The sequence below is a fragment of the Modicisalibacter sp. MOD 31.J genome (genome assembly GCF_020147985.1).
In the GTDB taxonomy this organism is placed as follows: domain Bacteria; phylum Pseudomonadota; class Gammaproteobacteria; order Pseudomonadales; family Halomonadaceae; genus Modicisalibacter; species Modicisalibacter coralii.
This window is the reverse complement of record NZ_JAGXFF010000002.1, coordinates 77,096-100,630: the sequence shown is the minus strand read 5'-3', so window position 1 is coordinate 100,630 and position 23,535 is coordinate 77,096. Positions and strand designations below refer to the sequence as shown.

Genomic DNA, 23,535 nt, shown 5'->3' with positions numbered 1-23,535 from the left:
ATGACGATACCGTGTCGATAATGCTGCACTCCCGAGTCCATGTCCGTCCCCGCCCGCGCCCACCGCTGTATTTCTTCCCGCTGGGAGGCAGCGGCGAAATCGGCATGAACCTCAATCTCTACGGCTATCGCGACGACTGGCTGGCGGTGGATTGCGGGATGATGATTCGTCAGGACCTCCCCGACGGCCCCTTGCAAGTCCCCGATATCGAGCCGCTGTCGGGCCTGGGCATCGTGCCGCGAGCGCTGGTCATCACCCACGGCCACGAGGATCACATCGGCGCCGCCGCCTGGCTGTGGCCGCAGTGGGGCTGTACGGTCTACGCCACGCCGCTCGCCGCCGGTCTGCTGCGCGCCAAGTTTCACGAGCGCGGCCTGTCGAGCGAGGCGATCCATGTCGTCGAGCCCGGCGACGCCCTGGAGTGCGGCGCGTTCATGCTGCGCTACCTGCCGGTGACCCATTCGATTCCCGAGAGCTGCGCGCTGCTGCTGTCCACGCCGCAACACCGCGTCCTGCACACCGGCGACTGGAAACTCGACCCCGAGCCGCTGATCGGTGAACCGGTCGACGAGACCCGCTTTCGCGCCATCGCCCCCGTCGACCTGCTGGTGGGCGATTCCACCAATGCCCTGCAACCCGGCTGGTCGGGGAGCGAAGGCGACGTGGCCCGCGCCCTCGAGACCACCCTGGCCGAATGCCCCGGACGGGTGATCGTCTCGTGTTTTGCCAGCAACCTGGCGCGGGTGCTGGCGCTGGGCAGGGCGGCGAAACGCTGCGGACGTCGCGTCGGCCTGATGGGGCGTTCGATGGAGCGCATGGTGCGCATCGCCCGAAGCCTGGGCTATCTCGAGGATTTCCCGCCCCTCGTGCCGGTCCGCGACATGGGCTACCTGCCGGCCGAGGAGGTGTTGATCATCGCCACCGGCAGCCAGGGCGAGCCGCGCGCCGCGCTGTCGCGCCTGGCCCGCCACGCCCACCCGGACCTGGAACTCCAGCCCGGCGACACGGTGATCTTCTCGGCCAAGGCGATCCCCGGCAACGAGCGCCATATCGAGCGCCTGCAGCGCGGCCTGAAACACCTCGACGTGACGGTCCTGGAAGAATCCCGGTACCCGGCACTGCATGCCTCCGGTCATCCGGCACGCGACGAGCTGCGCACCTTCTACGAGTGGGTCCGGCCGCGCCGGCTGCTGCCCGTGCACGGCGAACACCGCCACCAGCAGGCTCACCGGGAGATCGCCGAGGAACTGGGCATCGACGCCCCGCTGCTACCCGGTAACGGTGATCTGATCCGCCTCGACAGACAGGGGCTGAGCGTGGAGCGACACATCGCCCTGACCCCCCGTATCGTGCATCAGGACAACGTGCATTCACTCCGCGATCTGGAGAGCGCCCCCCAGGACCGCCATGCCCGCGAGGGCGATCTGCACCTGGTACTGCCCGTGATCGCCCTGGAATCCGGGGGCTGGCAGCGCGTGGGTCGGCTGCTGCTCGACTACAGCGGCCCGTCGCCGCTCGACGAAACCGCGTTCGTCGTCTGGCTCGACGACACCCTCGAACAAGCGGACAGCGAAACGCTGGCCGAACTGCGCGCCCAGCTCAAGGCACGCCTGCGGAACTGGCTCGCGGACCATGTGCGTCGGCCGCCGGCGGTACACCTGCAACTCTCGGCCGCCGAAGCTTTCAGCTGACGCCCGCCCCGGGGCGCCCCGCCCTTTCGTCACAGTCGACACTGCCCGTCCCGCCGGCACGAAAAAAGCGGACATCGACGTCCGCTTTTTCCCGGCCTGGGACGCCCCGGCAACGAAGCGATTCGTCACCGGGGCATGGGCCCGACACTCAGGCCTTTTCGTTCTTGGGGGGGCGACCACGACGCCGCTTGGGCTGCTCGGAAACCAGATCATCGAGCGACAGACCCGCATCGTTGATGGCTTCGCGAATTTCTTCCAGCTTACGCGCCTTGACCGACTCCTCTTCCTGACGACGCCGCTCTTCTTCCTGCTTCTGCTCGATGACCTCGCCAATGACTTCCGCCAGTTTGTGCAACTGTTCCATGCTCAACTGACGCGCGGCTGCCCGCGCCACATTCTTGTTGCGAGCAATCTTTTCCAGGGATTCGCTGGACATCATCCTCCTCCATTCAAAGCGATGTAAAAAACCCAAAACGGCATGGGAATGTAAAAAGTATATTCGTGAGCAGGTAATAAGCAAGTGAAGTTGATTGCCGGGTATCGTTGAACGACACCGGCATCGGCGATCACGAGTTTTTCAGGAGGAGAAAGAGGCGAGTGGCAATTAGCCACCCGTCATGTTCATGAATCGTACGACCTGGACGTCGCCATCGGTGGAGAAATGATGGCGCTCGGGCTTGAGGGGCATGGCCGCGATGATGCGTTCCTTGAGGGGTTCGATGTCACCGGGGTAACGCCGCATGACCGAGCGCAAATCGACCGAGTGTTCATTGCCCAGGCACAGCAGCAAGCGCCCTTCGACCGTGACCCGGACACGATTGCAGGTCGCGCAGAAGTTGTGACTGTGCGGCGAGATGAACCCGACCCGTGATTGGCTGCCGGGCATGCAAAAATAGCGCGACGGCCCCAGGGTCGATTCGGTGGTCGGAATCAGGGTGTATCGCGTCTCGATCAGCCGCTGGACCTCGTCGCTGGAGCAGTAGGTCTCGCCGCGCGAATGGTCGGAAACATCGCCCAGCGGCATCTCCTCGATGAAACTGATATCGAGTCGCTCGCGACGGGCGAAGTCGACCAGGTCGAGCACTTCGTCGTCGTTGCGCCCCTTGAGAATCACGGCATTGAGTTTGATGCGCTCGAAGCCGGCATCCTGGGCGGCACGAATGCCATCGATCACCCGCTGGAGGTTACCGGTGCGGGTCAGTCGCCGAAAACGCTCGGGATCCAGTGAATCGAGGCTGACATTGAGCCGATCGAGCCCGCCCTGGCGCAGCGCCCGGGCATGCTTGCCGAGCCCGGCGCCATTGGTGGTCATGGTGAAATCGCGCAGTCCGTCGAGCCGGCCGATCTCGTCGACCAGATCGGTGATGCCGCGGCGAACCAGCGGTTCCCCGCCGGTCAGCCGAATCTTCTCGACCCCCAGCTCGGTAAAGGCCCGTGCCACCAAGGCCAGTTCTTCCAGCGTCAATACCTGCTCGCGCGGCAGGAACGTCATCTCCTCGCTCATGCAGTAGACGCAGCGGAAGTCGCAGCGGTCGGTGACCGAAATCCTCACGTAGCGAACGGCTCGCTGAAAGTCGTCGATCAATGCCGTCATCTTTCCTCCCAACGCCTGGCGGCGGCGTGATCGGTATCGCGTTCGGACACCCAATAGTGGCCGTGCGTGGTGTGTTCCTTCTTCCAGAACGGCGCACGTGTCTTGAGATAATCCATGATGAAATCGCAGGCCTCGAAGGCCGCACGGCGGTGAGCGCTGGCCACCGCGACCAGCACGATGGGGTCGCCGGGTTCGAGGCGTCCGACCCGGTGGATCAGGCGCACGCCATCGAGCGCCCAGCGACGCCCGGCCTCGGCGACGATCTCGCCGAGGGAGGCCTCGGTCATGCCGGGATAATGCTCGAGCGTCAGCGCCGTGACATCCGGGGATTCGTTGAAGTCCCGCACCAGGCCGGTGAAGCAGACGACCGCCCCGATGTCATGACGCCGGCGGAGCAATTCCGCCTGCTCGACGCCCGGGTCGAACGGTTCGGTCTGGATACGAATCATGCTCAACCTCCGGTCACCGGCGGAAAGAAGGCCACCTCGTCACCATCGGTGAGCTGGGTCTCCTCACCGCTCATCACCTGATTCACGGCACACAGCACGCGCCGCTCGGCGAGCAGCGCAAAGCGCGGGTCATGCTCGGCCAGCGCCGCCTTGAGCCCGGCGACGTCACTGGAGCGCAGCCTTTCCAGCGGCATGTCCAGCTCGCCGATCCCCAGCCGCTCGCGCAGTTCCGCCAGACACTTGACGCGAATCACGGGCTCGCCGGTGCGCGGCGTGACCTCGATGCAGCCTTCCTGGCACTCGCCGGTAACGATGGGTGCCGCCTCACGGCCCCCGGCAAGCGGTTCCGATGACTCGGCACGCGTGTAGTCGCCCGACTTGCCGCCCCGCTTGGACTCGAGCTGGATGTCGCCGATGATCATCGCCTTGTCGACGGCCTTGCACATGTCATAAAGCGTCAGACAGGCCACCGAGACCGCCGTCAGCGCCTCCATCTCGACCCCGGTCCGTCCAGCCAGGCGGCAGGTCGCCGAGACCTCGACGCAGCTCGATGCCTCGTCGAGATCGAAGTCGACAGTGACCTTGGTCAGCGCCAGAGCATGGCACAGCGGGATCAATTCATGGGTGCGTTTTGCCGCCTGGATACCGGCGATGCGCGCGGTAGCCAGCACGTCCCCCTTGGGCAGCCCGCCGTCGGCAAGCAATGCCAGGGTCTCGGGGCGCATGTGGACGCGCCCCGAGGCCACCGCCTCGCGTTGCGTCGTGGCCTTGTCGCCGACGTCGACCATGTGGGCCTCGCCGCGTACGTTGAGATGAGTCAGGCTCATGTCAGTTCCCCGAAGGGTTGAATGGTCACGGTATCGCCCGCGGCGACGTGGTCCCGCGCGGCGTCGATTTCGATCAGGCAGTTGGCGGCCAGCATCGACGACAGCATGCCCGACCCCTGGGGCCCGGTGGTCGTCACGGACAGTCGACCGTCCGAACCGCCCGTATAGATGCCACGGTGGAAGTCGACCCGCCCGGCGCGACTCGACAATGGCTCGTCGGCCACGGCGACCAGCCGCCGGGCACGCCAGGCCGTTTCGCCCTGCAGGCGGCGCAGCAACGGCTGAACGAACTGCAGGAAGGTCACCATCGCCGACACCGGATTGCCCGGCAGGCCGAAGAACGGCACCTCGCGTGGGCCCAGCACGCCGAACGCCAGCGGCCGGCCCGGGCGCATGGCGATACGCCAGAAGCCCAGCCGGCCCAGACGCTGCAGCGCCATCTTGACCCAGTCCGCCTGGCCCACCGACACACCGCCGCTGGTGATCACCATGTCGGCATCGCGCACGGCCGCCTCGAGCGCGTCGTGAATCGCCCGGCAGTCGTCGGCGAGAATGCCCAGGTCGACTACCTCGCCGCCGAGCCGTTCGATCAGGCCGCGCAGCGAGAAGCGGTTGGCGTCGAAGATGCCGGCGTCGGGTAGCGTCGCCCCCGGCGCGGTGACCTCGTCCCCGGTCGAGAACAGCGCCACGCGCGGCCGGCGATGGACCGTCACCCGCGCGCGCCCCAGCGAGGCCAGAAATCCCAGGTGCTGCGGCCTGAGCCGGGTGCCGGCGGCCACCGCCAGGCTGCCGCGGGCGATGTCCTCCCCGGCCTGACGCACGTTCTGACCGCGCCTCACGGTATCGGGCTCGCGGACCCGCACCCGCGCGGTCGCGGCATCGATGTCCAGCTGCTCGCGCATGATCACGCTGTCCGCGCCGCGCGGCAGCGGCGCCCCGGTGGTGATGGTGACCGCCTCGCCGGCCTCGAGCGTCCCGGCGAAACGCGAACCGGCCAGCACCTCGCCGACCAGCCGCAACGTCTCGCTGCCCGTCCAGGCCACGGCGATGCCGTCCATGGCCGAATTGGTGTTCTGGGGGACGTCGATCGGCGACGACACGCGTTCGGCCAGTACCCGGTCGAGCGCGACGGCCAGATCGAGCGTCTCCGTGCCCAGCGGGGCGGGCGTCAACTCGCCAAGCGCCGCCTGGGCCTCCTCGACACTCAGAAGCCGTTCGCCGAGGTCGAAACAGGACAGGCTCATGCCGGGACCTCCCCGCGCGGATGACGGCACGCCGGCCAGCGTGCCGGCCAGGCAGCGATGTAGCGGGCCAGCGCCTCGATGTCGTCGAGTTCGAGACGCGTCACTCCCGGGGGCAGTTCGACGGCGGCATCGCTGGCCACCACCCGGACCCAGGGGTCCCCGACGGCCAGCATCGGTCGGCCCAGCGACGCCCGGTACAGTTCCAGCCGCGGCAACGGCCAGCGCTTGAAGCCCTCGATCAGCACCAGGTCGGGCTCGAACGGACGCACCTGGTCGATCAACCGGGCAAGGTCCGGAGCCGCCCGATCGGGGGTTTCCATGGTCAGCGCCAGGCGTTCCCGCGAGGCGACCAGCATCGGCGCGGCACCCGCCATCCGCAGGCGATGGCTATCCTTGCCCGGCCGGTCGACCTCGATGTCGTGGTGGGCGTGCTTGATCACCGCCACGGCTAGCCCGGCGTCACGCAATCGCGGCAGCAGGGCCTCGATCAGGGTGGTCTTGCCGGTCCCGCTCCAGGCGGCGATGCCCAGCAGCGGCAGGGATTCGTTGTCGAGATCGAGTCGCATGGCACTCCCGGAATTGACGGCCCGCAGCGGGACCGCGGCTGATCGTGGCGCCCGACACGGGCCATCGGCCAAGGATACCGGAAATCGCCGGCACCAGGGGCCGCGTTGCGGGGCATGGACGCCGGCGAGTCACTGTGTCGCATCCGGCGCCAGCGCCGCCCCGTCCTGCGGCGTGTTGAGATTGGCGAAGGCCGCCGGGCCCTCGGCAAAGTTCACGTAACGACAGGGGTGACGCGCGTACCAGCGCGCGACCTTGCGCTCTCCCGCCGCCAGCGCGATCGCCAGGTCGTCGGCCAGATCGCGACGGATCAGGGCGATCACGGGGTGCGCTCGCGTGCCGTCGTGGGCCACGGCGATGGCCTTCCCACCGATCCCCTGGTGAAGGCGGGTGACCAGGTCATCGGGCAGACACGGCGTGTCGCAGGGCACCACCACCACCCAGGGCGTGTCGGCGGCGCACAGCGCGCTCCAGATGCCCATCAACGGGCCCGCGAAGCCGGGCCGGCGATCCTCGATCACCGCAAAGCCCAGCGCGCGGTAAGCCTCGAGCGAGCGGTTGGCGTTGATCATCAAGCGCGGCACCTGCGTCTCGAGGCGGGTCACGACGTGCTCGATCAGCGGCCGGCCCTGAAAGCGATACCAGCCCTTGTCGACGCCGCCCAGGCGTCGGCCCTGGCCGCCGGCGAGCACCACGCCGGTAATCTCTGGATGCTCCATGGTTCTGCCTGTCACCGTTTCGATGGCCCGACTCGCAGGCGCCAGCAATGGTCCGGACGGGCCAGTCGACACTCGCGAACACCGCCGGCCATGGCCCTCAGGATGGCTGCCTTCGGCCCCGCGCGTCCAGCCGGGCGGCGTGCTCGGCTACCGACCGAACGGAGCATGGCAGTCTTCGTCGCCTCGGGTAAACCGGCTATCATGCCGTCGAGGATAATGCACAAGGCACACCCATGAGCGGTTTCGATGTCGGCGCCCGGCTGCGGCAACTGCGCCAGGCCCGGGGTCTTTCCCAACGCGAGCTGGCCAAGCGCGCCGGGGTGACCAACAGCACCATCTCGCTGATCGAACAGAACAGCGTCAGTCCCTCGGTCAGTTCGCTGAAGAAGATCCTCGACGCCATGCCGCTGTCGATCAGCGAGTTCTTCGCCATCGAGACGCGCGAGCGCGAGCCGGTGTTCTACGCCGCCGAGGACCTGATCGACATCGGCGACGGCGTGCTTTCCTGGCGCCTGGTCGCCGCCGGACGCGCCGAGCGGCGCATGTCGATCATCCACGAGCACTATCCGCCCGGCGCCGATACCGGCGAGGACATGCTCACCCACGAGGGCGAGGAAGGCGGCGTGGTGGTCTCGGGCTCGATCGAACTGTGGGTCGACGGCGAAGCCCGCCGGCTACACGCCGGCGACGCCTACTACTTCGATTCGCGCCGGCCCCACCGCTTCCGCAATGTCGGCGACGAGGACTGCGTGATCGTCAGTGCCAACAACCCGCCGAGCTTCACCGACGGGGGCGACACACGCCATCACCGCTGAGCTGTCAGGGCGCCGCCTCCTCCTCTGCCGCCGGCAACACCAGATTGAGCAGGATGCCCACCACCGCGGAGAGACTCACGCCCTGCAGGGCGAACTGGCCGCCGCCGATCTGCATGCCGCCGATGCCGAAGACCAGGATCAACGACACGATCACCAGGTTGCGCGGCGCGGTCAGCGCCTGGCCGGCGCGCACCAGGGTGTTCATGCCGACCACCGCGATCGAGCCGAACAGCAGCGTCATGATGCCGCCCATCACCGGCGCCGGGATGCTCTGCAGCAGCGCGCCGAGCTTGGCGACGAAGGCCAGCAGGATCGCCACGAAAGCGGCGACGATCATCACCCGGGGGTCGAAGTTGCGGGTCAGGGTCACCGCCCCGGTCACCTCGGAGTAGGTGGTGTTGGGCGGCCCGCCGAACAGCGCCGCGGTGGACGTGGCCAGGCCGTCACCCAGCAGGGTGCGGTGCAGCCCCGGCTTGACCAGATAGTCGCGGCGCGTCACCGAGCCGATGGCGATCATGTCGCCGATGTGCTCGACCGCCGGGGCGATGGCCACCGGCAGCATGAACAGGATCGCCGACAGGTGAAAGCTCGGCGCGACGAAGGAAGGTATCTCGAACCACGCCGCCTGGTGCACCGCACCGAGGTCGACCACCCCCATGACCAGGGCCAGCGAATAGCCGACCAGGATGCCGCCTAGGATCGGCACCAGCCGCAGCAGACCGCGGCCGAACACCGCCAGCAGCAGCGTCACCAGCAGGCTGGCCATGGACAGGACGATCGCCTGGCCATAACCGATGGCCTCGCTGGTCTCGCCGGTGGCCATGTCCACCGCCACCGGCGCCAGCGCCAGGCCGATCACCATGATCACCGGCCCCACCACCACCGGCGGCAGCAGCCGATGCAGCCAGCCGGTTCCCTTGAGGCGCACGAACTGCGAGATCACCACATAGACCAGCCCGGCGGCGAACAGCCCGCCCAGCGTCGCCGGGATGCCGAAATTCGTCACCGCGCCCTGGATGGGGGCAATGAAGGCGAACGACGAGGCCAGGAAGACCGGCACGCTACGGCGCGTCACGCCATGAAAGACCAGCGTGCCCACTCCGGCGGTGAACAGCGCCACGCTGGGATCGAGCCCGGTCAGCAGCGGCACCAGCACCAGGGCGCCGAAGGCGACGAAGAGCATCTGCGCGCCGGTGATCAGGGTGCGCAGCGGGGAATCGGCCCGGGAGGCCGGGGCAACGCTATCGGATGACATGAAGGCTCCGTCGGTGTCGGCCGCTCTCTCGCGAAGCGGCTCGGGCTTGAGTCGAAAAAACGCCCCAGGCGTCGAGGACGGTGGGGCGCGAATGGGGCTTGGCGGGCGCTGTCAGCGGGTGCCGAAGATCTTGTCGCCGGCATCCCCGAGGCCGGGCACGATATAGCCATTTTCATCGAGTCGCTCGTCGATCGCCGCGGTGTAGATCTCGACGTCGGGATGCGCTTCCTGGACCCGGCGCAGGCCCTCCGGCGCGGCGACCAGCACGATCACCTTGATCAGCGGGCAGTTGCGCTCCTTGAGCATGTCCAGGGTGGCGACCATCGAGCCGCCGGTGGCCAGCATGGGGTCGATGACGATCGCCAGACGCTCGTCGAGGTCGTTGGTGAACTTCTCGAAATAGGGCACCGGCTCGAGGGTCTCCTCGTTGCGATACAGCCCCACCACGCTGATGCGCGCACTGGGGATCAGGTCGGTGACCCCCTCGAGCATGCCCAGCCCGGCGCGCAGGATCGGCACGATGGTGACCTTCTTGCCCTTGAGCTGCTCGACCTCGATCGGCCCGCCGTTCCAGCCCTCGATGGTCTGCGGTTCGAGGTCGAGATCCTGGGTCGCTTCATACGTCAACAGCTTGGCGACCTCGCCGGCCAGTTCGCGAAAGCTCTTGGTGCTGATCTCGGCGGCGCGCATCAGGCCGAGCTTGTGCTTGACCAGCGGGTGTTGGATGGCATGAACGCTCATGGCGGGGGTCCCTTGCGAGGCAGGTTGGAAAGCGGGTCGGGGCCGGGGCCCCGAAATCGCGCGCCATTCTAGCGCGCCGGGGCCGGCGGGTTAAGTCGCCATCGCCGGCTCGCCCGACGCGATCAGACGACGGCCGGCAACTGCCAGTCGATGGCGCCGCGCCCGCGCTCGGCGAGAAAGGCGTTGGCGCGCGAGAAATGGCGCTGCCCGAAGAAGCCGCGATGCGCCGACAGCGGTGAGGGATGCGGGGCGTGCAGGACCCGATGCTTGTGACGGTCGACGAACGAAGCCTTCTTCTGGGCGTAGCTGCCCCAGAGCAGGAAGACCACGCCGTCGCACTGTTCGTTGACCACCTGGATGGCGCGGTCGGTGAAGGTCTCCCAACCTTGATTGCGATGCGACCCGGCATTGCCGCGCTCCACGGTCAGCACGCTGTTGAGCAGCAGCACGCCCTGCTCCGCCCAGCTCTCGAGAAAGCCGTGATCGACCGGCGCGAAGGCGACGTCGGCGGCGAGTTCCTTGTAGATGTTCTGCAACGAGGGGGGCGTGGGCACGCCGGGGCGGACCGAAAAGCACAGCCCGTGGGCCTGGCCGGGGCCGTGATACGGATCCTGGCCGAGCACCACCACCCGCACGCGATCCAGCGGCGTGAGCTCGAAGGCACGAAACCAGTTCGCGGAGTGCGGATAGATCACCTTGCGCGCCGCCTTCTCGCGCGCCAGGAAATCGCGCAGCGCGTGCATGTAGGGGGCATCGAATTCACCGCCTAGGTGGCGGGCCCAGCTCTCGGGAAGGGGAACCTGCGTCATCGCCTGCCTCGCGTTTGGCGTTGGCTCGTTCGAAGGATCAATCGTCGGTGGCGGCGCTGCGCACCTGATCGACCAGCGGCTCGACATAGGCGATGCCCATGTCCCAGGGGAACTGGATCCAGCAATCCTGGGCCACCTCGGTCAGGTACTGGTCGACCAGCGGGCGCCCTTCCGGCTTGGCGTAGACGGTCACGAAATGCGCCCTGGGCAGCATCTCGCGCACCGCCCGGGCCGTCTTGCCGGTATCCACCAGGTCGTCGACCAGCAACCAGCCCTCGCCGTCGTGGTCGACACCCTTGACCACGTCCAGCTCGCTCTGGTCCATGTGGTCGTAACTCTTGATGCACACGGTATCGATCAGCCGCACATTGAGTTCACGGGCGATCAGCGCCGCGGGGATCAGGCCGCCACGGGTGATGGCGACGATCCCCGCGAAATCGCGCTCGACGAGCTGGTGGCACAACGCGCGCACGTCGCGGTGGAGCTGATCCCAGGAGACGGTGAAATGCTGCTGGTAGCGATTGGCTGACATGACGAGAGTCACCTGTTGGCAAGGCTCGACCCCCGGCATGCCTACCCCGGGTGGTCGAGTCAATCGAGCGCCGAGTCGGACTCAGTCGCTCTCGAGGAAGGAACACACCGCGAACACGCCGTGGCCGGCGTCGCGAATCTTCTGGGAACCGCCCAGTTCGGGAAGGTCGATGATCGTCGCGGTTTCCACCACCTGACCGCCGCTGCGCTGGATCAGCTTGGCGGCGGCCAGCATGGTCCCACCGGTGGCGATCAGATCATCCATGACCAGGATGCGATCGCCCTCGCGGAAGGCGTCGGAGTGCAGCTCCACCGTCGACTCGCCGTACTCCAGCGTGTAGGTCTCGCTGAGCGTCCGAAACGGCAGCTTGCCCTTCTTGCGAACCGGCACGAAGCTGCAGCCCAGCTCATAGGCCACCGGCGCGCCGATGATGAAGCCCCGCGCGTCGATCGCGGCGATGGCGTCGAGATCCATCTCCTGATAGCGGTGCACGAAGCTGTCGATCAACTTGCGAAAGGCCGCGCTGTTCTGCAGCACCGGCGTGATGTCGCGGAAGTTCACCCCCGGCTGAGGCCAGTCGGGCACGGTGCGGATCACGGACTTGATGTAGTCCCCGTAGATACTACTCATCAATGGCCTCCATCGAGGAACAAGAACTTGCCAATGAACAGCACAGAAAGCACCACCACCGCCGGGTTGAGGTCGCGATAACGCCCCGAGAACAGCTTGATCAGGGTGAAACTGACGAAGCCCAGCGCGATGCCATTGGCGATAGAATAGGTCAGCGGCATGGCCAGCGCGGCAATCAGCACCGGTGCCGCTTCGGTGACGTCGTCCCAGTCGGCGTGGGCCAGGCTGCCGCACATCAGCACGGCGACGTAGAGCAGCGCGCCGGCGGTGGCGTAGACCGGGATCGAGCCGGCCAGCGGCGCGAAGAACAGGCTGACCAGGAACAGGATCGCCACCACCACCGCGGTCAGGCCGGTGCGCCCGCCCGCGGCGATACCCGAGGCGCTCTCGATGTAGCTGGTGGTGGACGAGGTACCCAGCAGCGAACCGCTGATGGTCGCGGTGCTGTCGGCCATCAGCGCGCGGTTGAGCCGCGGCAGCTTGCCCTCCTTGTCGAGCAGGCCACCGCGATGGGCGACGCCCACCAGCGTCCCCGCGGTGTCGAAGAGATCGACGAACAGGAAGGCGAAGATCACGCTGAGCATGCTCACGTCGAGCGCCCCGGCGATATCCAGGTGAAACATCACCGGCGCGATGGAGGGTGGCGCCGAGACCAGGCCGCCGAACTGGTTGTGGCCGAGCAGGATGCCGACCAGGGTGACGCCGAGGATGCCGATCATCACCGCGCCGGTGACCCGCAGGTGGGACAGCGCGGTGATCGCGAAGAAGCCCCCCAGGGTATACAGCGCCGCCGGCTGCGAGAGATCGCCCAGGGTCACGAGGGTCGCCGGCTGGGCGACGACGATGCCGGCGTTCTCCAGGGCGATGATCCCCAGGAAGAGCCCGATCCCGGCGGCGATCCCCAGCCGCAACGACAGCGGGATCGAGTTGATGATCCATTCACGGATACGGAACACGCTGAGCAGGAAGAAGGTCACCCCCGACAGGAAGACCGCTCCCAGCGCCACCTCCCAGCTCTTGCCCATGCCCATCACCACGGAGTAGGTGAAGAAGGCGTTGAGCCCCATCCCCGGGGCCAGCGCGACCGGATAGTTGGCCCAGGCCCCCATGATCAGACAGCCGATCGCCGCGGCCAGACAGGTGGCGACGAAGACCGCGCCCTGGTCCATGCCCGCCTGGGAAAGCACGCTGGGGTTGACGAAGATGATGTAGGCCATCGTCAGGAAGGTGGTGATACCGGCGATGACCTCGGTGCGGATATCGGTGTGGTGTTCGTCCAGCTTGAAATAATTGTTCAGTTGTCGTTTCAACATGGGTCAACCCTGCGCAGTCGAACTCTGGTTTCGGGGAGCAGCACGAAAAGCCGCCTATGGTACCCAATGGCCCGGGGCGACGCGAGCCGTGGCCGGCACCCGCCGCTGCCGGCCATGGCTCGAAACAGTGACTGTAGCGACAGGTCATGCGAACGCGCCACGCCGGCAGTCAACGCCGTGGCCACGCTAGACGGCGAAGGGGATCAGCCGAGTTGACGCGCCGCCAGGACCCGTTCGACGGTCTCGACGATCGCCTGGGTCTGCGGGTCGATCTCGATATTGACCCGGTCCCCGGGAGCCCGGTCGCCCAAGGTGGTGCGCGCCAGGGTCTCGGGAATCAGGTTGACGCAGAAGCGCCGCTCGCGCACCTCGCCGATGGTCAGGCTGATGCCGTCGACACCGATGTAGCCCTTCTCGAACAGGAAACGTCCGTAGGGAGGCGGCAGCTCGAACCATAACCGCCGGTTGTTGGGGGCCTCGTCGATCTCGCAGAGTTCGGCCATGGCGATCACGTGGCCCGACATGGCGTGGCCGCCGATCTCGTCGCCGAAGCGTGCCGCACGCTCGATGTTGACGCGATCGCCGATGGCCAGCTGCCCCAGGTTGGTCAGCCGCAGGGTCTCGCGCATCAGATCGAAGCTGACCCGCTCGCCGTCGATGGCGGTCACGGTCAGGCAACAGCCGTTGTGTGCCACCGAGGCGCCCAGCTCGAGGCCCTCGCGACAGCCGGCCGGCAGCGCCAGCACATGAGTGCGAAAGTCCGGTTTCTCTTCCACCGCGACCAGCTCGGCGGTGCCCTGCACGATACCCGTGAACATGTCTTGCCTCCCCGTGACGAGGCGGCCAGTCTAGGAAAACCGCCCGCGGGCGTCCATTCCGCCGTGCCACGGCGAGCCCGTCAGCATCAGGCAGAACAAACGACCGATAATGGCGCTCCTGGCATGCGTTTTTTCTGCGATTCTGCGCCCACTCTTGCAGCTTATACCAAAGTCGTTGACAGTCCCGAAGGCGCTCTCTAGAATTTCGCGAATCTTCTTCAGGCGCCGATTTGTTCCCGGATTGCGGGCGCCTCCGAGGCCGGCGTTGCGACGCCCATGTCTCGGAAAGTGCAGCTAAAAGGGTGTGTCCAGCGTTGATGGCCACCCATTTGGGTGGCCTTTTTTTCGCCCTCGCTTCGCCCGTACCAACCGGTCCCCGATCGTCGCCGCGACTCGACCCGGACCATGATCACACTCGACAACGTTTCCAAGACCTACGGCACGGGCGACCGCGCGGTGCGTGCCCTCAAGCCGACCGACCTGCACGTTCCCCAGGGCGCGATTCACGGCGTGATCGGCCTCTCCGGCGCCGGCAAGTCGACCCTGATCCGCTGCGTCAACCTGCTAGAACGCCCCACCACCGGCCGGGTGTTCGTCGACGGCGAGGAGCTGTCCGCCCTCGACACGGCGGCCCTCAACCGGGCCCGCCACCGCATCGGCATGATCTTCCAGCACTTCAACCTGCTCTCGTCGCGCAGCGTGTTCGCCAATGTCGCCCTGCCGCTGGAACTGATGGGCGTCCCCCGGCGCGAGATCCGCGAGCGCGTCGAACCGCTGCTGGAACTCACCGGGCTCACCGACAAGCGCGACATGTTCCCGGCCCAGCTCTCCGGCGGCCAGAAGCAGCGCGTGGCGATCGCCCGGGCGCTGGCCAGCCGCCCCAAGGTGCTGCTCTGCGACGAGGCCACCTCGGCGCTCGACCCGCAGACCACCACCGCGATCCTCGAGCTGCTCCAGGACATCAACCGCAAGCTGGGCCTGACCATCCTGCTGATCACCCACGAGATGGAGGTGGTCAAGTCGATCTGTCACCGGGTCGGGCTGATCTCGGGCGGCGAACTGGTCGAGGAGGCCGACGTCGGCGATTTCTTCACCGCCCCGGCGACCCGCCTGGGCCGCGACTTCCTCAATGCCTTCCTCGAGCTGGAACCGCCGCAGGCGCTGGTCGAACGCCTCGAGGCGCGGCCCGGCCCCGACACCCATCCGGTGGTACGCCTGGCCTTCACCGGCGATTCGGTGTCGACGCCGCTGATCTCGCGGCTCGCCCGGGACTGCGCGATCGACGTCAGCATCCTCGAGGCCAAGGTCGAGTCGATCCAGGACCGCACCCTGGGGCTGATGATCGCCGAACTGATCGGCAGCGCCGAGAAGACCCGCGAGGCACTCGCCTACCTGGAATCCCACGACCTGCAAGTGGAGGTGCTCGGCCATGTCCAGCGCGATGCTTGAACTGATCCTCGAAGCCACCCTCGACACCCTCTACATGGTCGCCGTCTCGGGACTCATTGCCGCCGCGCTGGGCGTGCCCCTGGGCGTGCTGCTCTACGTCACCCGCCCGGGCCAGATTCTCGCCCAGCCGCTGACCAACCGGGTGCTGGGCATCGTCACCAACGTCGGCCGTTCGATCCCCTTCATCATCCTGATGGTGGCGATCATCCCCTTCACGCGAGCCCTGGTGGGCAGCTCGATCGGCACCAACGCCGCCGCCGTGCCGCTGACCATCGCCGCCATCCCCTTCGTCGCCCGGCTGGTCGAGGGCGCCCTCAACGAGGTGCCGCCGGGGCTGATCGAGGCCGCCCAGTCGATGGGCGCCACGCCCTTGCAGATCATCACCAAGGTGCTGCTGCCGGAAGCCCGCGGCGGGATCATCACCGGCCTGACCATCACCGTGGTGACCCTGATCAGCTACTCGGCGATGGCCGGCGCGGTGGGCGGCGGCGGTCTCGGCGACCTGGGCATCCGCTACGGCTACAACCGCTTCAACCCCACCATCATGCTGATCACCGTGGTGATCCTGGTGGTGCTGGTGCAGGGCTTCCAGATGCTCGGCGACTATCTGGTCCGCAAGAGCGACCACAAGTGACCGCCGAGGGCTGACACCGCCCTTTCGGCGGCGCGTCATCGCGCGTGACGCGCCGCCCCACTGATCTTCCCCCTCCCTGGCGCCTCGAGGCACCGGCCTTGCGCGTCCCTTTCTCGGCCCTCTCTCGGTTCCTCTCCCGGGCTCCGCCTTGACCCGACAATTTATCATGATAAATTGCCAGACAGATCGGCGTACGGCGGCCGGCAGAGCGACCCGTTGCCGCACGCCGTCCCGGCCGGCGATGGCGACCGCCCTGGCCATCGACCGGGCAACCCTCGCGAGCGAGTTTCCAACAAGGACAATCACATGAAACCCCAAGATCCGGCGCTGCCCCGGCGCGCCAAGTGGTACCGCACGGTACCCGACCCCATGGTCCTGATCTTTCTGATCCTGGTGGCCACTTACGTACTGACCTTCTTCATCCCCGCCGGCGAGTTCGAGCGCGTCGCGCGCGACGGCCGCACCGCGGTGGTCCCGGGCTCCTTTCACTACCTCTCCGACATCGCGGCCATTCCGCCCTTCGACATTTTCGTCGCCGTGCCCAAGGGGCTCATCGCGGCGTCGCAATACCTGTTCATCGTGTTCATCGCCGGCGGGCTGTTCCACATCCTGCAGCGCAGCGGCGCCCTGGAGAACGCCATCGGCGTGGCGGTCCACAAGGTCGGCGTCGAACGCCGCAACCTGATCATCACCGTGGGCACCTTCATCTACGGCTTCTTCGGCGTCGCCGTGGGCTTCGAGAACAACATCGCCCTGGTACCGATCGCCGTGCTGATCGCCAGCGCCATCGGCTGCTCCAGCCTGGTCGGCACCACCATGGCGGTGGGCGGCATCGGCGTGGGCTTCGCCCTGTCGCCGATCAACCCCTATACCGTGGGCGTGGCCCAGGGGATCGCCGAGCTGCCGACCTTCTCCGGCGCCTGGCTCCGCACCCTGATGGTCGTGGCCTCGCTGGGCCTGCTGTCGCTGTACATCTGCAAGTGGGTGGTGAAGATGGACTTCACCGAACCCGATGACAGCAAGGCGATGAGCCAGTCGCTCGACGCCTACCGCCTGTCGCGGCGCGATGCCCTGACCCTGCTGGTATTCATCGGCGGGCTGGCGGCGATGCTGGTCGGCGTGTTCACCGCCGGCTGGTACATCAACGAGATCGCCGGCATGTTCCTGCTGCTGGCGATCCTGATCGGCGCGATCAACGGCCTTTCGGCCAACGGCATCGTCAAGCAGATGATGGAAGGGGCCGCCAGCGTCACGCCCGGTGCACTGGTGATCGGCGTCGCGGCCTCGATCCAGGTGATCCTGCAGCAGGCCCAGATCATCGACACCATCGTCCACGCCCTGAGCGGGCTCATCCAGGACATTCCGCCGGTCTTCTCGGCGATCATGGCCAGCGTCGTCCAGGGAGTCATCAACCTGTTCGTGCCGTCAGGCTCCGGTCAGGCGCTGGTGACCATGCCGATCCTGATTCCGGTGGCCGACCTGGTGGACATGAGCCGGCAGTTGATGATCACCGCCTTCCAGGTCGGCGACGGCCTGACCAACCTGATCGTGCCCACCTCCGGCGGCACCCTGGCGATGCTGGCCCTAGGCCGGGTCTCCTACGAGAAGTGGCTCAAGGCGATCCTGCCCTTCATGGTGCTGGTCTACGGCCTGTCCTGGGTGGGGCTGATCATCGGCCACATGACCGGCTACTGAGAGGGCGTCATGACCCTGTCCCTGCTGCATGTCGATCCGGCGAGCGGCACCGCCGCCGCCCTGACCGCCACCGGCGGCGTGGCGGTGGGCGGTTACGTCCACCACGCCTGGCGCGGACTGGGCGCCTGCGCCACCCAGGGGCTGTACACCAACCCCTGGTATCCCGACGGCGTGCGCCGGGCCCTGGAAACCGGCGCCACGGCCAGCGACGCGCTGGACGGCGTGGTCAGCGCCGATGACGGCGCCGACTGCCGGCAATGCCTGGTGATGGACGCCCGGGGCCGGGCCGCCCTGCACAGCGGCACCGGCAACCACCCGGTGGTGGCCGGCGCGTGCTATCCGGGCCTCGCCGCGGCCGGCAACCTGCTCGCCGGCCCCGGGGTCATCGATGCCCTGCTGCGGCGCTTCCTCGAACGGACCTGCGACGACCCCGACGCGGTGATCGAGAACGCTACCGCACCGCGTTATCGCGACGGCTACCAGACGACCCTGCTCGAAACCCTGATCGACGCCCTGGAAGCGGCGCTGGTTGCCGGCGGCGACGTCCGTGGCACCCGCTCGGCGGCACTGCGCATCGAGTCCTTCCACGCCGCGCCCATCGACCTGCGCGTCGACTGGGCCGAACCCGACCCGATCGACGCGCTTCGCGCGCTGGCGGCGCGCGTTCGCGATCCCGACTTCGGCCGTTTTCTGGATGCCCTGCCGCGGCGATGACCGCCGCGCCGGCGACCACGACACCGGCCGTCACGCGACATCCATCCCCTTTCACGGCGCCGGGCCCGGCCCATCATCGCCACCGGCGCCTGCCATTCGAGGAGATACCATGACCACGAGCTCCGTTGCGCCCCTCGGCGAGACCCTGATCGCGCGGCTCGACGAAGCCGCACGCCACTCCCAGCCCGGCCCCGGTGTCACGCGGCTGTTCTGCTCCGCGGAGCATCGCGGCGTGCTGACGTTGATCGAGGCGTGGATGCGCCGGGCCGGGCTGAGCCCCGAACTCGACGCCGCCGGCAATCTGGTCGGCCGCTGCCCGCGGGCCCAGGCCGGCGAGAAGACGCTGATCCTCGGTTCGCACCAGGACACCGTGATCGAGGGCGGCAAGTACGATGGCATGCTCGGCGTGGCCTTGCCGCTGCTGGCTCTCGAGGCACTCGGCGAGGCCGGCATCACGCTGCCCTATGGCATCGAGGTGGTGGCCTTCGGCGACGAGGAGGGCACGCGCTTCCAGTCGACCCTGATCGGCAGCCGGGCACTGGCCGGCGGTTTCGATCCCGCGAGCCTCGCGGCCCGCGATGCCGATGGCACGAGTCTCGGCGAGGCACTTGCCGACTTTGGCGGCGACCCCGAGCGCATCCCGGGCCTGGCCCGCGACCCGGCCTCGGTACTGGGCTATTGCGAGGTACACATCGAACAGGGGCCGGTACTGGAACGCCGCGATCACGCGGTGGGAATCGTCACGTCGCTGACCGGCATCGAGCGCCACCGGGTGACGGTGACCGGCAAGGCCGGCCATGCCGGCACCACGCCGATGGCCGGACGCCGCGACGCCCTGGTCGGTGCGGCGGAAATGGTCGTCGCGGCCGACCGCCGGCTCAATGCCACCGACGACCTCGTCGGCGTGGTGGGCAAGCTCGCGGTACGCCCCGACGCGGTCAACGTGATCCCCGCCGAGACGACCTTCACCCTGGAACTTCGCTCGCCGCATGCCGAGGTGAGACACCACGGCCGCGAGGCGATTCTCGACGACTGCCGGCGACTGGCGGCGGAGCGCGATCTCGAGGTGACGATCGAGTCGACCTACCAGGCCGAAGCGGTGGAGTGTGCCGACTGGCTGATCGAGGCCCTCGAGGCCGCCTGCGAGGCCAGCGGCGAGCCCGCCGAACGGCTGTTCAGCGGCGCCGGCCACGACGGCCTGGCGATGCACGCGCTGACCGACATCGGCATGCTCTTCGTGCGCTGTCGCGACGGCCTCAGCCACCACCCCGACGAGGCCATCAGCGCCGCCGACGCCGACGCGGCCACGCGGGTGCTGATGACGTTCCTCCAGGCCCTGCCCGGGCGCCTGCCCCGGGGCTGATCGCCCACTTCGCCACGCTCCAGACGCGGCTCAGAGGGCGTTTACAAAGTCGTCGAGCGAAGGCAAGACAAGGCAAAATCGGCCGAAAAAGCGGAGTTTACACGGGGTAAATGAGCATTTTAAGGTCGATTTTAACGCCGTATTGTCGAGCGCAGACATTTTGTTAACGCCCTCTCAGGTCTCCGCCAGGAACCCTCGGCGTACCTGCGCCTCCTGCTCGTTCATCACCGCCTGAGCGGAAAGCAGGTGCTCGCGCATCATCTCACGCGAGCGCCGGGCGTCACCGGCCTCGATGGCATCGAGTATCGCCGCGTGATAGCGACAGCCCGACTGCCCCAGGTCGTGGGTGGCGGGCTCGTAGAGGCGCCGGTAGATGGTCAGGTCCGACAGCACCTGAGTGGTGAAGCGGATGATGAAACACAGCAGCGGGTTGCCGCCCGCCAGCTCGGCGAGCATCAGGTGGAAATTCAGCGAGTCGATGTGCTGCTGGCGTTCCTCCTCGTCATTGCCGGCGGGCCCGGCGTAGCTGTGCAGGCTGGCGCGCAGGCGGGCCAGGTCCTCGGCATCCACCTGGCCCGCCAGCGACGCGGCCAGTTCGGGCTCAAGGGCGAGACGGATCTGGTAGATGTCGCCGATCGAGATATCGCGGAAGAACAGGTAATTGCTGAGCAGTGCGATCGCCTTGGCTTCGCTCATCTCGCGCACGAAGGCCCCCCCGCCCGGCCCGGTGCGGGTCTCCACCAGGCCCTGGGCCTCGAGGATGCGGGTGCTCTCGCGGATCGTGCCCTTGGACACCTGCAGCGTCTCGATCAGCTCCGCTTCGCTGGGCAGGCGATCCCCCGGCTTGAGCTGCCTGTCGACGATCCAGCTCTTGATCGTTTCCGCGACCCGGTAGGGCCGTCGCCTCGCAGCCACGCTTGCCATGCAGCCTATCCGCTTCATGAAGGAAAACCCCGAGGATAACAAAGCTCGGCGCCCGTGCCTCGACACGCGTCGTGCATTGCTCGCCGCGCCCCACGGCGCGGAATCCGGCGAACGGCGGCAACGGGGCCGAACGATCGACCCCATAACAAAAAGGCATTAGAAATTTTCTACTTATAGCGTAAAATCGCGTATCACGATTCACCTTCAGGCCGATGTCCGCTCGCCGGACCGCAAGGGAGACGCACCATGAAACAGGCTATCGCCAAGACGCTGGGAACCGCCACACTGCTCGGGCTGGGGCTGCTCGCCGGCACCGCCAACGCCGCCGACGATCAGATCAAGGTCGGCACCGTGGCCGGCCCGGAAACCGACGTCATGCAGGTCGCCAAGCAGATCGCCAAGGACAAGTACGGCCTCGACGTCGAGATCGTCGAGTTCACCGACTACGTGACGCCCAACGCCGCGCTGGCCGACGGCAGCCTCGACGCCAACGCCTACCAGCACGAGCCGTACATGAAGTCGATGGTGCGCGACCGCGGCTACGACTTCGCCATCGCCGGGCGTACCTTCGTCTACCCGATCGGCGCCTATTCCGAGAAGTACGACAGCATCGACGCGCTGCCCGACGGCGCCACCATCGCCCTGCCCAACGACCCGTCGAACGAAGGCCGCGCCCTGATCCTGATGCACAACAAGGGGCTGATTCAGCTCAACGACCCGACCAATCTCGAGGCCACGCCAATCGACATCGCCGAGAACCCGCACGACTTCGAGTTCCGCGAGATCGAGGCCGCCCAGTTGCCGCGCATCCTGCCGGACGTCGACATGGCCTTCATCAACAATACCTTCGCCCAGCCCGCCGGCCTGACTCTGGACGACGCGCTGATCAAGGAAGGCCCCGAGTCGCCCTACGTCAACCTGATCGTGGTGCGTGGCGGCGATCAGGATCGCGAGGCGATCAAGGAGCTGGTCGAGGCCTATCACAGCCAGGCGGTGATCGATAAGGCCGAGGAGCTGTTCAAGGGTGGCGCCGTGCCCGGCTGGAAATAATCCAGCGCTCACGACCTATGTCAGACCGGGCCGGCCATCGCCGGCCCGGTGCGTTTTCCTGGAGGCTAAATGACCGACTATGCCCTGCTCGAGCGCCAATTGCAGGCACTGCTCGACACCCGCGACTGGCTGACCAATGCCGCCCAGACCTGCGCCTTCCTGATGCAGGAAGTCGAGGGACTCAACTGGGCCGGTTTCTATCTGCAACGCCGCCCGCAGACCCTGGTGCTCGGCCCCTTCCAGGGCAAACCGGCCTGCAACCCGATCCCTTTCAGCAAGGGCGTGTGCGGCGCGGCGGCCCGCACCCGGGCGACCCAGCGTGTCGACGACGTCGATGCCGTGGCCGATCACATCGCCTGCGATGCCGCGTCGCGTTCCGAGCTGGTGGTGCCGATCGTCGCCGATGACCGGCTATGGGGCGTGCTCGATCTCGACAGTCCGCATCCCGCCCGCTTCGACGCCGCCGACCAGGCCGGCCTCGAACGGCTGGTCGCCGTCTTCGTGGCGGCCAGCGACCTGGCGGCCAGCGATCTGGCGACAGACTGATAGCCGGCGGTCGCCCTGCCGGGGTCCACATTGCCGAATGCAGCGATCGCCACCATGCTTGTCCCTTGAGTTCATCGAACATCGAGGAGAGCCGATGTCTACCCCGCCCTCCGGCGTCACCCCCACGGGGCTCGACGCCGTCCTCGCCCATCTCGACCGGCTGCGCACGCTCAACGCCCAGAGCGGCAACAACCTCGCCGTCAAGCGGCGCCTGCTGGACCTGTACTTCGCCGCCGATGCGTCGATCCTGGATGCCGGCTGTCGGGTCGAGCCACTGTTGATCCCCACCCAGGGCCGGCAAGTGATCGCCGCGGAGCGCGTACGCCCCGACGACGTCGATCTCGCCTCGGGGCGTCGGCTCTTGTACCTGCACGGCGGCAGCTGGATGGCCGGCAGTCCGGCCAGCCACCGACCGCTGACCGCGCGTCTGGCGCGTGCCTGTCGCGCCGAGGTGATCGCCGTCGACTACCGCCTGGCCCCCGAGGCCCCCTTCCCCGCCGGGCTCGAGGACTGCCTGGATGCCTGGCAGTGGCTGTGCGACAGCTATCCGCAGGGCCGCCTGCTGCTCGCCGGCGACAGCGCCGGCGGCAACCTGACGCTGGCCTGCCTCAACGTCCTCAAGCAAGAGCAGCGCCGTATGCCCGACGCGGCCATGGCCTTTTCACCGGCCACCGACCTCAACTGGGAGAGCGATTCACTGCATCGCAAGGCCCGGGTCGAGGCGATCCTCGATCCCGACCTGCTGCCGCTGATCTCGCAGTTCTATCTCGGCCCGACACCGGCCGCCAAGACCGACGACCCGCGGGTCTCGCCGCTCGAAGGCGACCTGACGGGCCTGCCGCCGACGCTGATCCAGTGCGGCGAGGCGGAGATCCTGCTCGACGACAGCCGGCGCTACGCCGAACAGGCCCAGCAGAGCGGCAGCCCGGTGACACTCAGCCTGTGGGACGACATGCCCCACGTCTTCGTCGGCTTTGCGCCGCTGCTGGCGCCGGCCAACCGTGCCCTGGAGGAGATCGCCGAGTTTGCCGACACGCATCTCGGCACCTGAAGCACCGCCTGAGCGCAGGACGTTGGGGCGGAGCAAGGAAAGACCGCGAAGGAAGCGTCAAGGGACGCCCAACGCAAAGACGCCCGATTCGACAGGCGAATCGGGCGT

At 67.5% G+C, this 23,535-nt stretch carries 25 protein-coding genes; 10 read left to right on the top strand and 15 right to left on the bottom strand.

Annotation, left to right across the window (positions count from 1 at the left end; all coding sequences use genetic code 11):
• Nucleotides 1–104: 104 nt before the first annotated feature.
• Nucleotides 105–1,691, top strand: a complete 1,587-nt coding sequence (locus tag KGR00_RS05920) for a ribonuclease J (protein WP_224419801.1) — start codon at nt 105–107, stop codon at nt 1,689–1,691.
• Between the two features lie 148 nt (nt 1,692–1,839).
• On the opposite strand, the gene KGR00_RS05915 is transcribed toward KGR00_RS05920, so the two are convergent.
• From KGR00_RS05915 to mobA, 7 genes are all read right to left on the bottom strand, one after another.
• Nucleotides 1,840–2,127, bottom strand: coding sequence for a hypothetical protein (locus KGR00_RS05915; RefSeq protein ID WP_129138536.1), 288 nt, complete (start codon nt 2,125–2,127; stop codon nt 1,840–1,842).
• A 168-nt stretch (nt 2,128–2,295) separates the two neighbouring features.
• Entirely contained in the window at nt 2,296–3,285 is a 990-nt protein-coding gene (gene moaA / locus KGR00_RS05910; protein ID WP_224417310.1) for a GTP 3',8-cyclase MoaA, read from the bottom strand.
• The gene (gene moaE / locus KGR00_RS05905) at nt 3,282–3,734 is read right to left on the bottom strand and encodes a molybdopterin synthase catalytic subunit MoaE (protein ID WP_224417311.1); all 453 of its coding nucleotides are present in this window, start codon (nt 3,732–3,734) and stop codon (nt 3,282–3,284) included. The genes moaA and moaE overlap by 4 nt, the downstream gene beginning before the upstream one ends.
• Nucleotides 3,735–3,736: 2 nt before the next feature.
• Nucleotides 3,737–4,561, bottom strand: a complete 825-nt coding sequence (gene moaC / locus KGR00_RS05900; protein ID WP_224417312.1) for a cyclic pyranopterin monophosphate synthase MoaC — start codon at nt 4,559–4,561, stop codon at nt 3,737–3,739.
• Nucleotides 4,558–5,805, bottom strand: coding sequence for a gephyrin-like molybdotransferase Glp (glp, locus tag KGR00_RS05895; protein ID WP_224417313.1), 1,248 nt, complete (start codon nt 5,803–5,805; stop codon nt 4,558–4,560). Before glp ends, moaC begins: the two co-directional genes overlap by 4 nt.
• Nucleotides 5,802–6,371, bottom strand: coding sequence for a molybdopterin-guanine dinucleotide biosynthesis protein B (gene mobB / locus KGR00_RS05890; protein ID WP_224417314.1), 570 nt, complete (start codon nt 6,369–6,371; stop codon nt 5,802–5,804). Before mobB ends, glp begins: the two co-directional genes overlap by 4 nt.
• 129 nt (nt 6,372–6,500) lie before the next feature.
• Nucleotides 6,501–7,088: a molybdenum cofactor guanylyltransferase MobA gene (mobA, locus tag KGR00_RS05885; RefSeq protein WP_224417315.1), complete on the bottom strand. Its 588-nt coding sequence runs from the start codon at nt 7,086–7,088 to the stop codon at nt 6,501–6,503.
• Nucleotides 7,089–7,321: 233 nt separating this feature from the next.
• On the opposite strand from mobA, the gene KGR00_RS05880 reads away from it, so the two are divergent.
• The gene (locus tag KGR00_RS05880; RefSeq protein ID WP_224417316.1) at nt 7,322–7,903 is read left to right on the top strand and encodes a cupin domain-containing protein; all 582 of its coding nucleotides are present in this window, start codon (nt 7,322–7,324) and stop codon (nt 7,901–7,903) included.
• Nucleotides 7,904–7,907: 4 nt separating this feature from the next.
• Here the strand turns inward: KGR00_RS05880 and KGR00_RS05875 are convergent, their stop codons facing one another.
• From KGR00_RS05875 to KGR00_RS05845, 7 genes are all read right to left on the bottom strand, one after another.
• Nucleotides 7,908–9,158, bottom strand: a complete 1,251-nt coding sequence (locus KGR00_RS05875) for a uracil-xanthine permease family protein (RefSeq protein ID WP_224417317.1) — start codon at nt 9,156–9,158, stop codon at nt 7,908–7,910.
• A gap of 111 nt (nt 9,159–9,269) precedes the next feature.
• Entirely contained in the window at nt 9,270–9,899 is a 630-nt protein-coding gene (gene upp / locus KGR00_RS05870; RefSeq protein WP_129138545.1) for a uracil phosphoribosyltransferase, read from the bottom strand.
• A gap of 122 nt (nt 9,900–10,021) precedes the next feature.
• A complete protein-coding gene (gene ung / locus KGR00_RS05865; RefSeq protein WP_129138546.1) occupies nt 10,022–10,708 on the bottom strand; it encodes a uracil-DNA glycosylase in 687 nt (228 codons plus the stop codon).
• Nucleotides 10,709–10,745: 37 nt separating this feature from the next.
• Nucleotides 10,746–11,240, bottom strand: a complete 495-nt coding sequence (gene gpt, locus KGR00_RS05860) for a xanthine phosphoribosyltransferase (RefSeq protein WP_129138547.1) — start codon at nt 11,238–11,240, stop codon at nt 10,746–10,748.
• An 81-nt stretch (nt 11,241–11,321) separates the two neighbouring features.
• Nucleotides 11,322–11,870, bottom strand: coding sequence for an adenine phosphoribosyltransferase (locus KGR00_RS05855; RefSeq protein ID WP_129138548.1), 549 nt, complete (start codon nt 11,868–11,870; stop codon nt 11,322–11,324).
• Entirely contained in the window at nt 11,870–13,183 is a 1,314-nt protein-coding gene (locus tag KGR00_RS05850) for an NCS2 family permease (protein ID WP_129138549.1), read from the bottom strand. Before KGR00_RS05850 ends, KGR00_RS05855 begins: the two co-directional genes overlap by 1 nt.
• Before the next feature lie 203 nt (nt 13,184–13,386).
• The gene (locus KGR00_RS05845; protein ID WP_224417318.1) at nt 13,387–14,001 is read right to left on the bottom strand and encodes a riboflavin synthase subunit alpha; all 615 of its coding nucleotides are present in this window, start codon (nt 13,999–14,001) and stop codon (nt 13,387–13,389) included.
• A gap of 405 nt (nt 14,002–14,406) precedes the next feature.
• Here KGR00_RS05845 and KGR00_RS05840 point away from each other — a divergent pair, with 405 nt between their 5' ends.
• The 5 genes from KGR00_RS05840 (at nt 14,407) to KGR00_RS05820 (ending at nt 19,856) form a co-directional block, all read left to right on the top strand.
• The gene (locus KGR00_RS05840) at nt 14,407–15,450 is read left to right on the top strand and encodes a methionine ABC transporter ATP-binding protein (protein WP_129138551.1); all 1,044 of its coding nucleotides are present in this window, start codon (nt 14,407–14,409) and stop codon (nt 15,448–15,450) included.
• Nucleotides 15,431–16,084: a methionine ABC transporter permease gene (locus tag KGR00_RS05835; protein WP_129138552.1), complete on the top strand. Its 654-nt coding sequence runs from the start codon at nt 15,431–15,433 to the stop codon at nt 16,082–16,084. Before KGR00_RS05840 ends, KGR00_RS05835 begins: the two co-directional genes overlap by 20 nt.
• Before the next feature lie 306 nt (nt 16,085–16,390).
• Complete coding sequence (locus KGR00_RS05830) at nt 16,391–17,779, top strand: TIGR00366 family protein (protein WP_224417319.1); 1,389 nt, start codon at nt 16,391–16,393, stop codon at nt 17,777–17,779.
• Nucleotides 17,780–17,788: 9 nt separating this feature from the next.
• Nucleotides 17,789–18,493, top strand: a complete 705-nt coding sequence (locus KGR00_RS05825; protein WP_224417320.1) for a DUF1028 domain-containing protein — start codon at nt 17,789–17,791, stop codon at nt 18,491–18,493.
• Nucleotides 18,494–18,602: 109 nt separating this feature from the next.
• Entirely contained in the window at nt 18,603–19,856 is a 1,254-nt protein-coding gene (locus KGR00_RS05820) for a M20 family metallo-hydrolase (RefSeq protein WP_224417321.1), read from the top strand.
• Between the two features lie 174 nt (nt 19,857–20,030).
• Here the strand turns inward: KGR00_RS05820 and KGR00_RS05815 are convergent, their stop codons facing one another.
• Nucleotides 20,031–20,780 (bottom strand): FadR/GntR family transcriptional regulator, encoded by a 750-nt coding sequence (locus KGR00_RS05815; RefSeq protein WP_224417322.1) that lies wholly within the window; start codon nt 20,778–20,780, stop codon nt 20,031–20,033.
• Between the two features lie 246 nt (nt 20,781–21,026).
• Between KGR00_RS05815 and KGR00_RS05810 the strand changes: the two genes are divergently transcribed.
• From KGR00_RS05810 to KGR00_RS05800, 3 genes are all read left to right on the top strand, one after another.
• A complete protein-coding gene (locus KGR00_RS05810; protein WP_224417323.1) occupies nt 21,027–21,830 on the top strand; it encodes a MetQ/NlpA family ABC transporter substrate-binding protein in 804 nt (267 codons plus the stop codon).
• 69 nt (nt 21,831–21,899) lie between these two features.
• Complete coding sequence (locus tag KGR00_RS05805) at nt 21,900–22,376, top strand: GAF domain-containing protein (RefSeq protein ID WP_224417324.1); 477 nt, start codon at nt 21,900–21,902, stop codon at nt 22,374–22,376.
• 94 nt (nt 22,377–22,470) lie between these two features.
• Nucleotides 22,471–23,427 (top strand): alpha/beta hydrolase, encoded by a 957-nt coding sequence (locus tag KGR00_RS05800; protein ID WP_224417325.1) that lies wholly within the window; start codon nt 22,471–22,473, stop codon nt 23,425–23,427.
• The last annotated feature ends 108 nt before the right edge of the window (nt 23,428–23,535 follow it).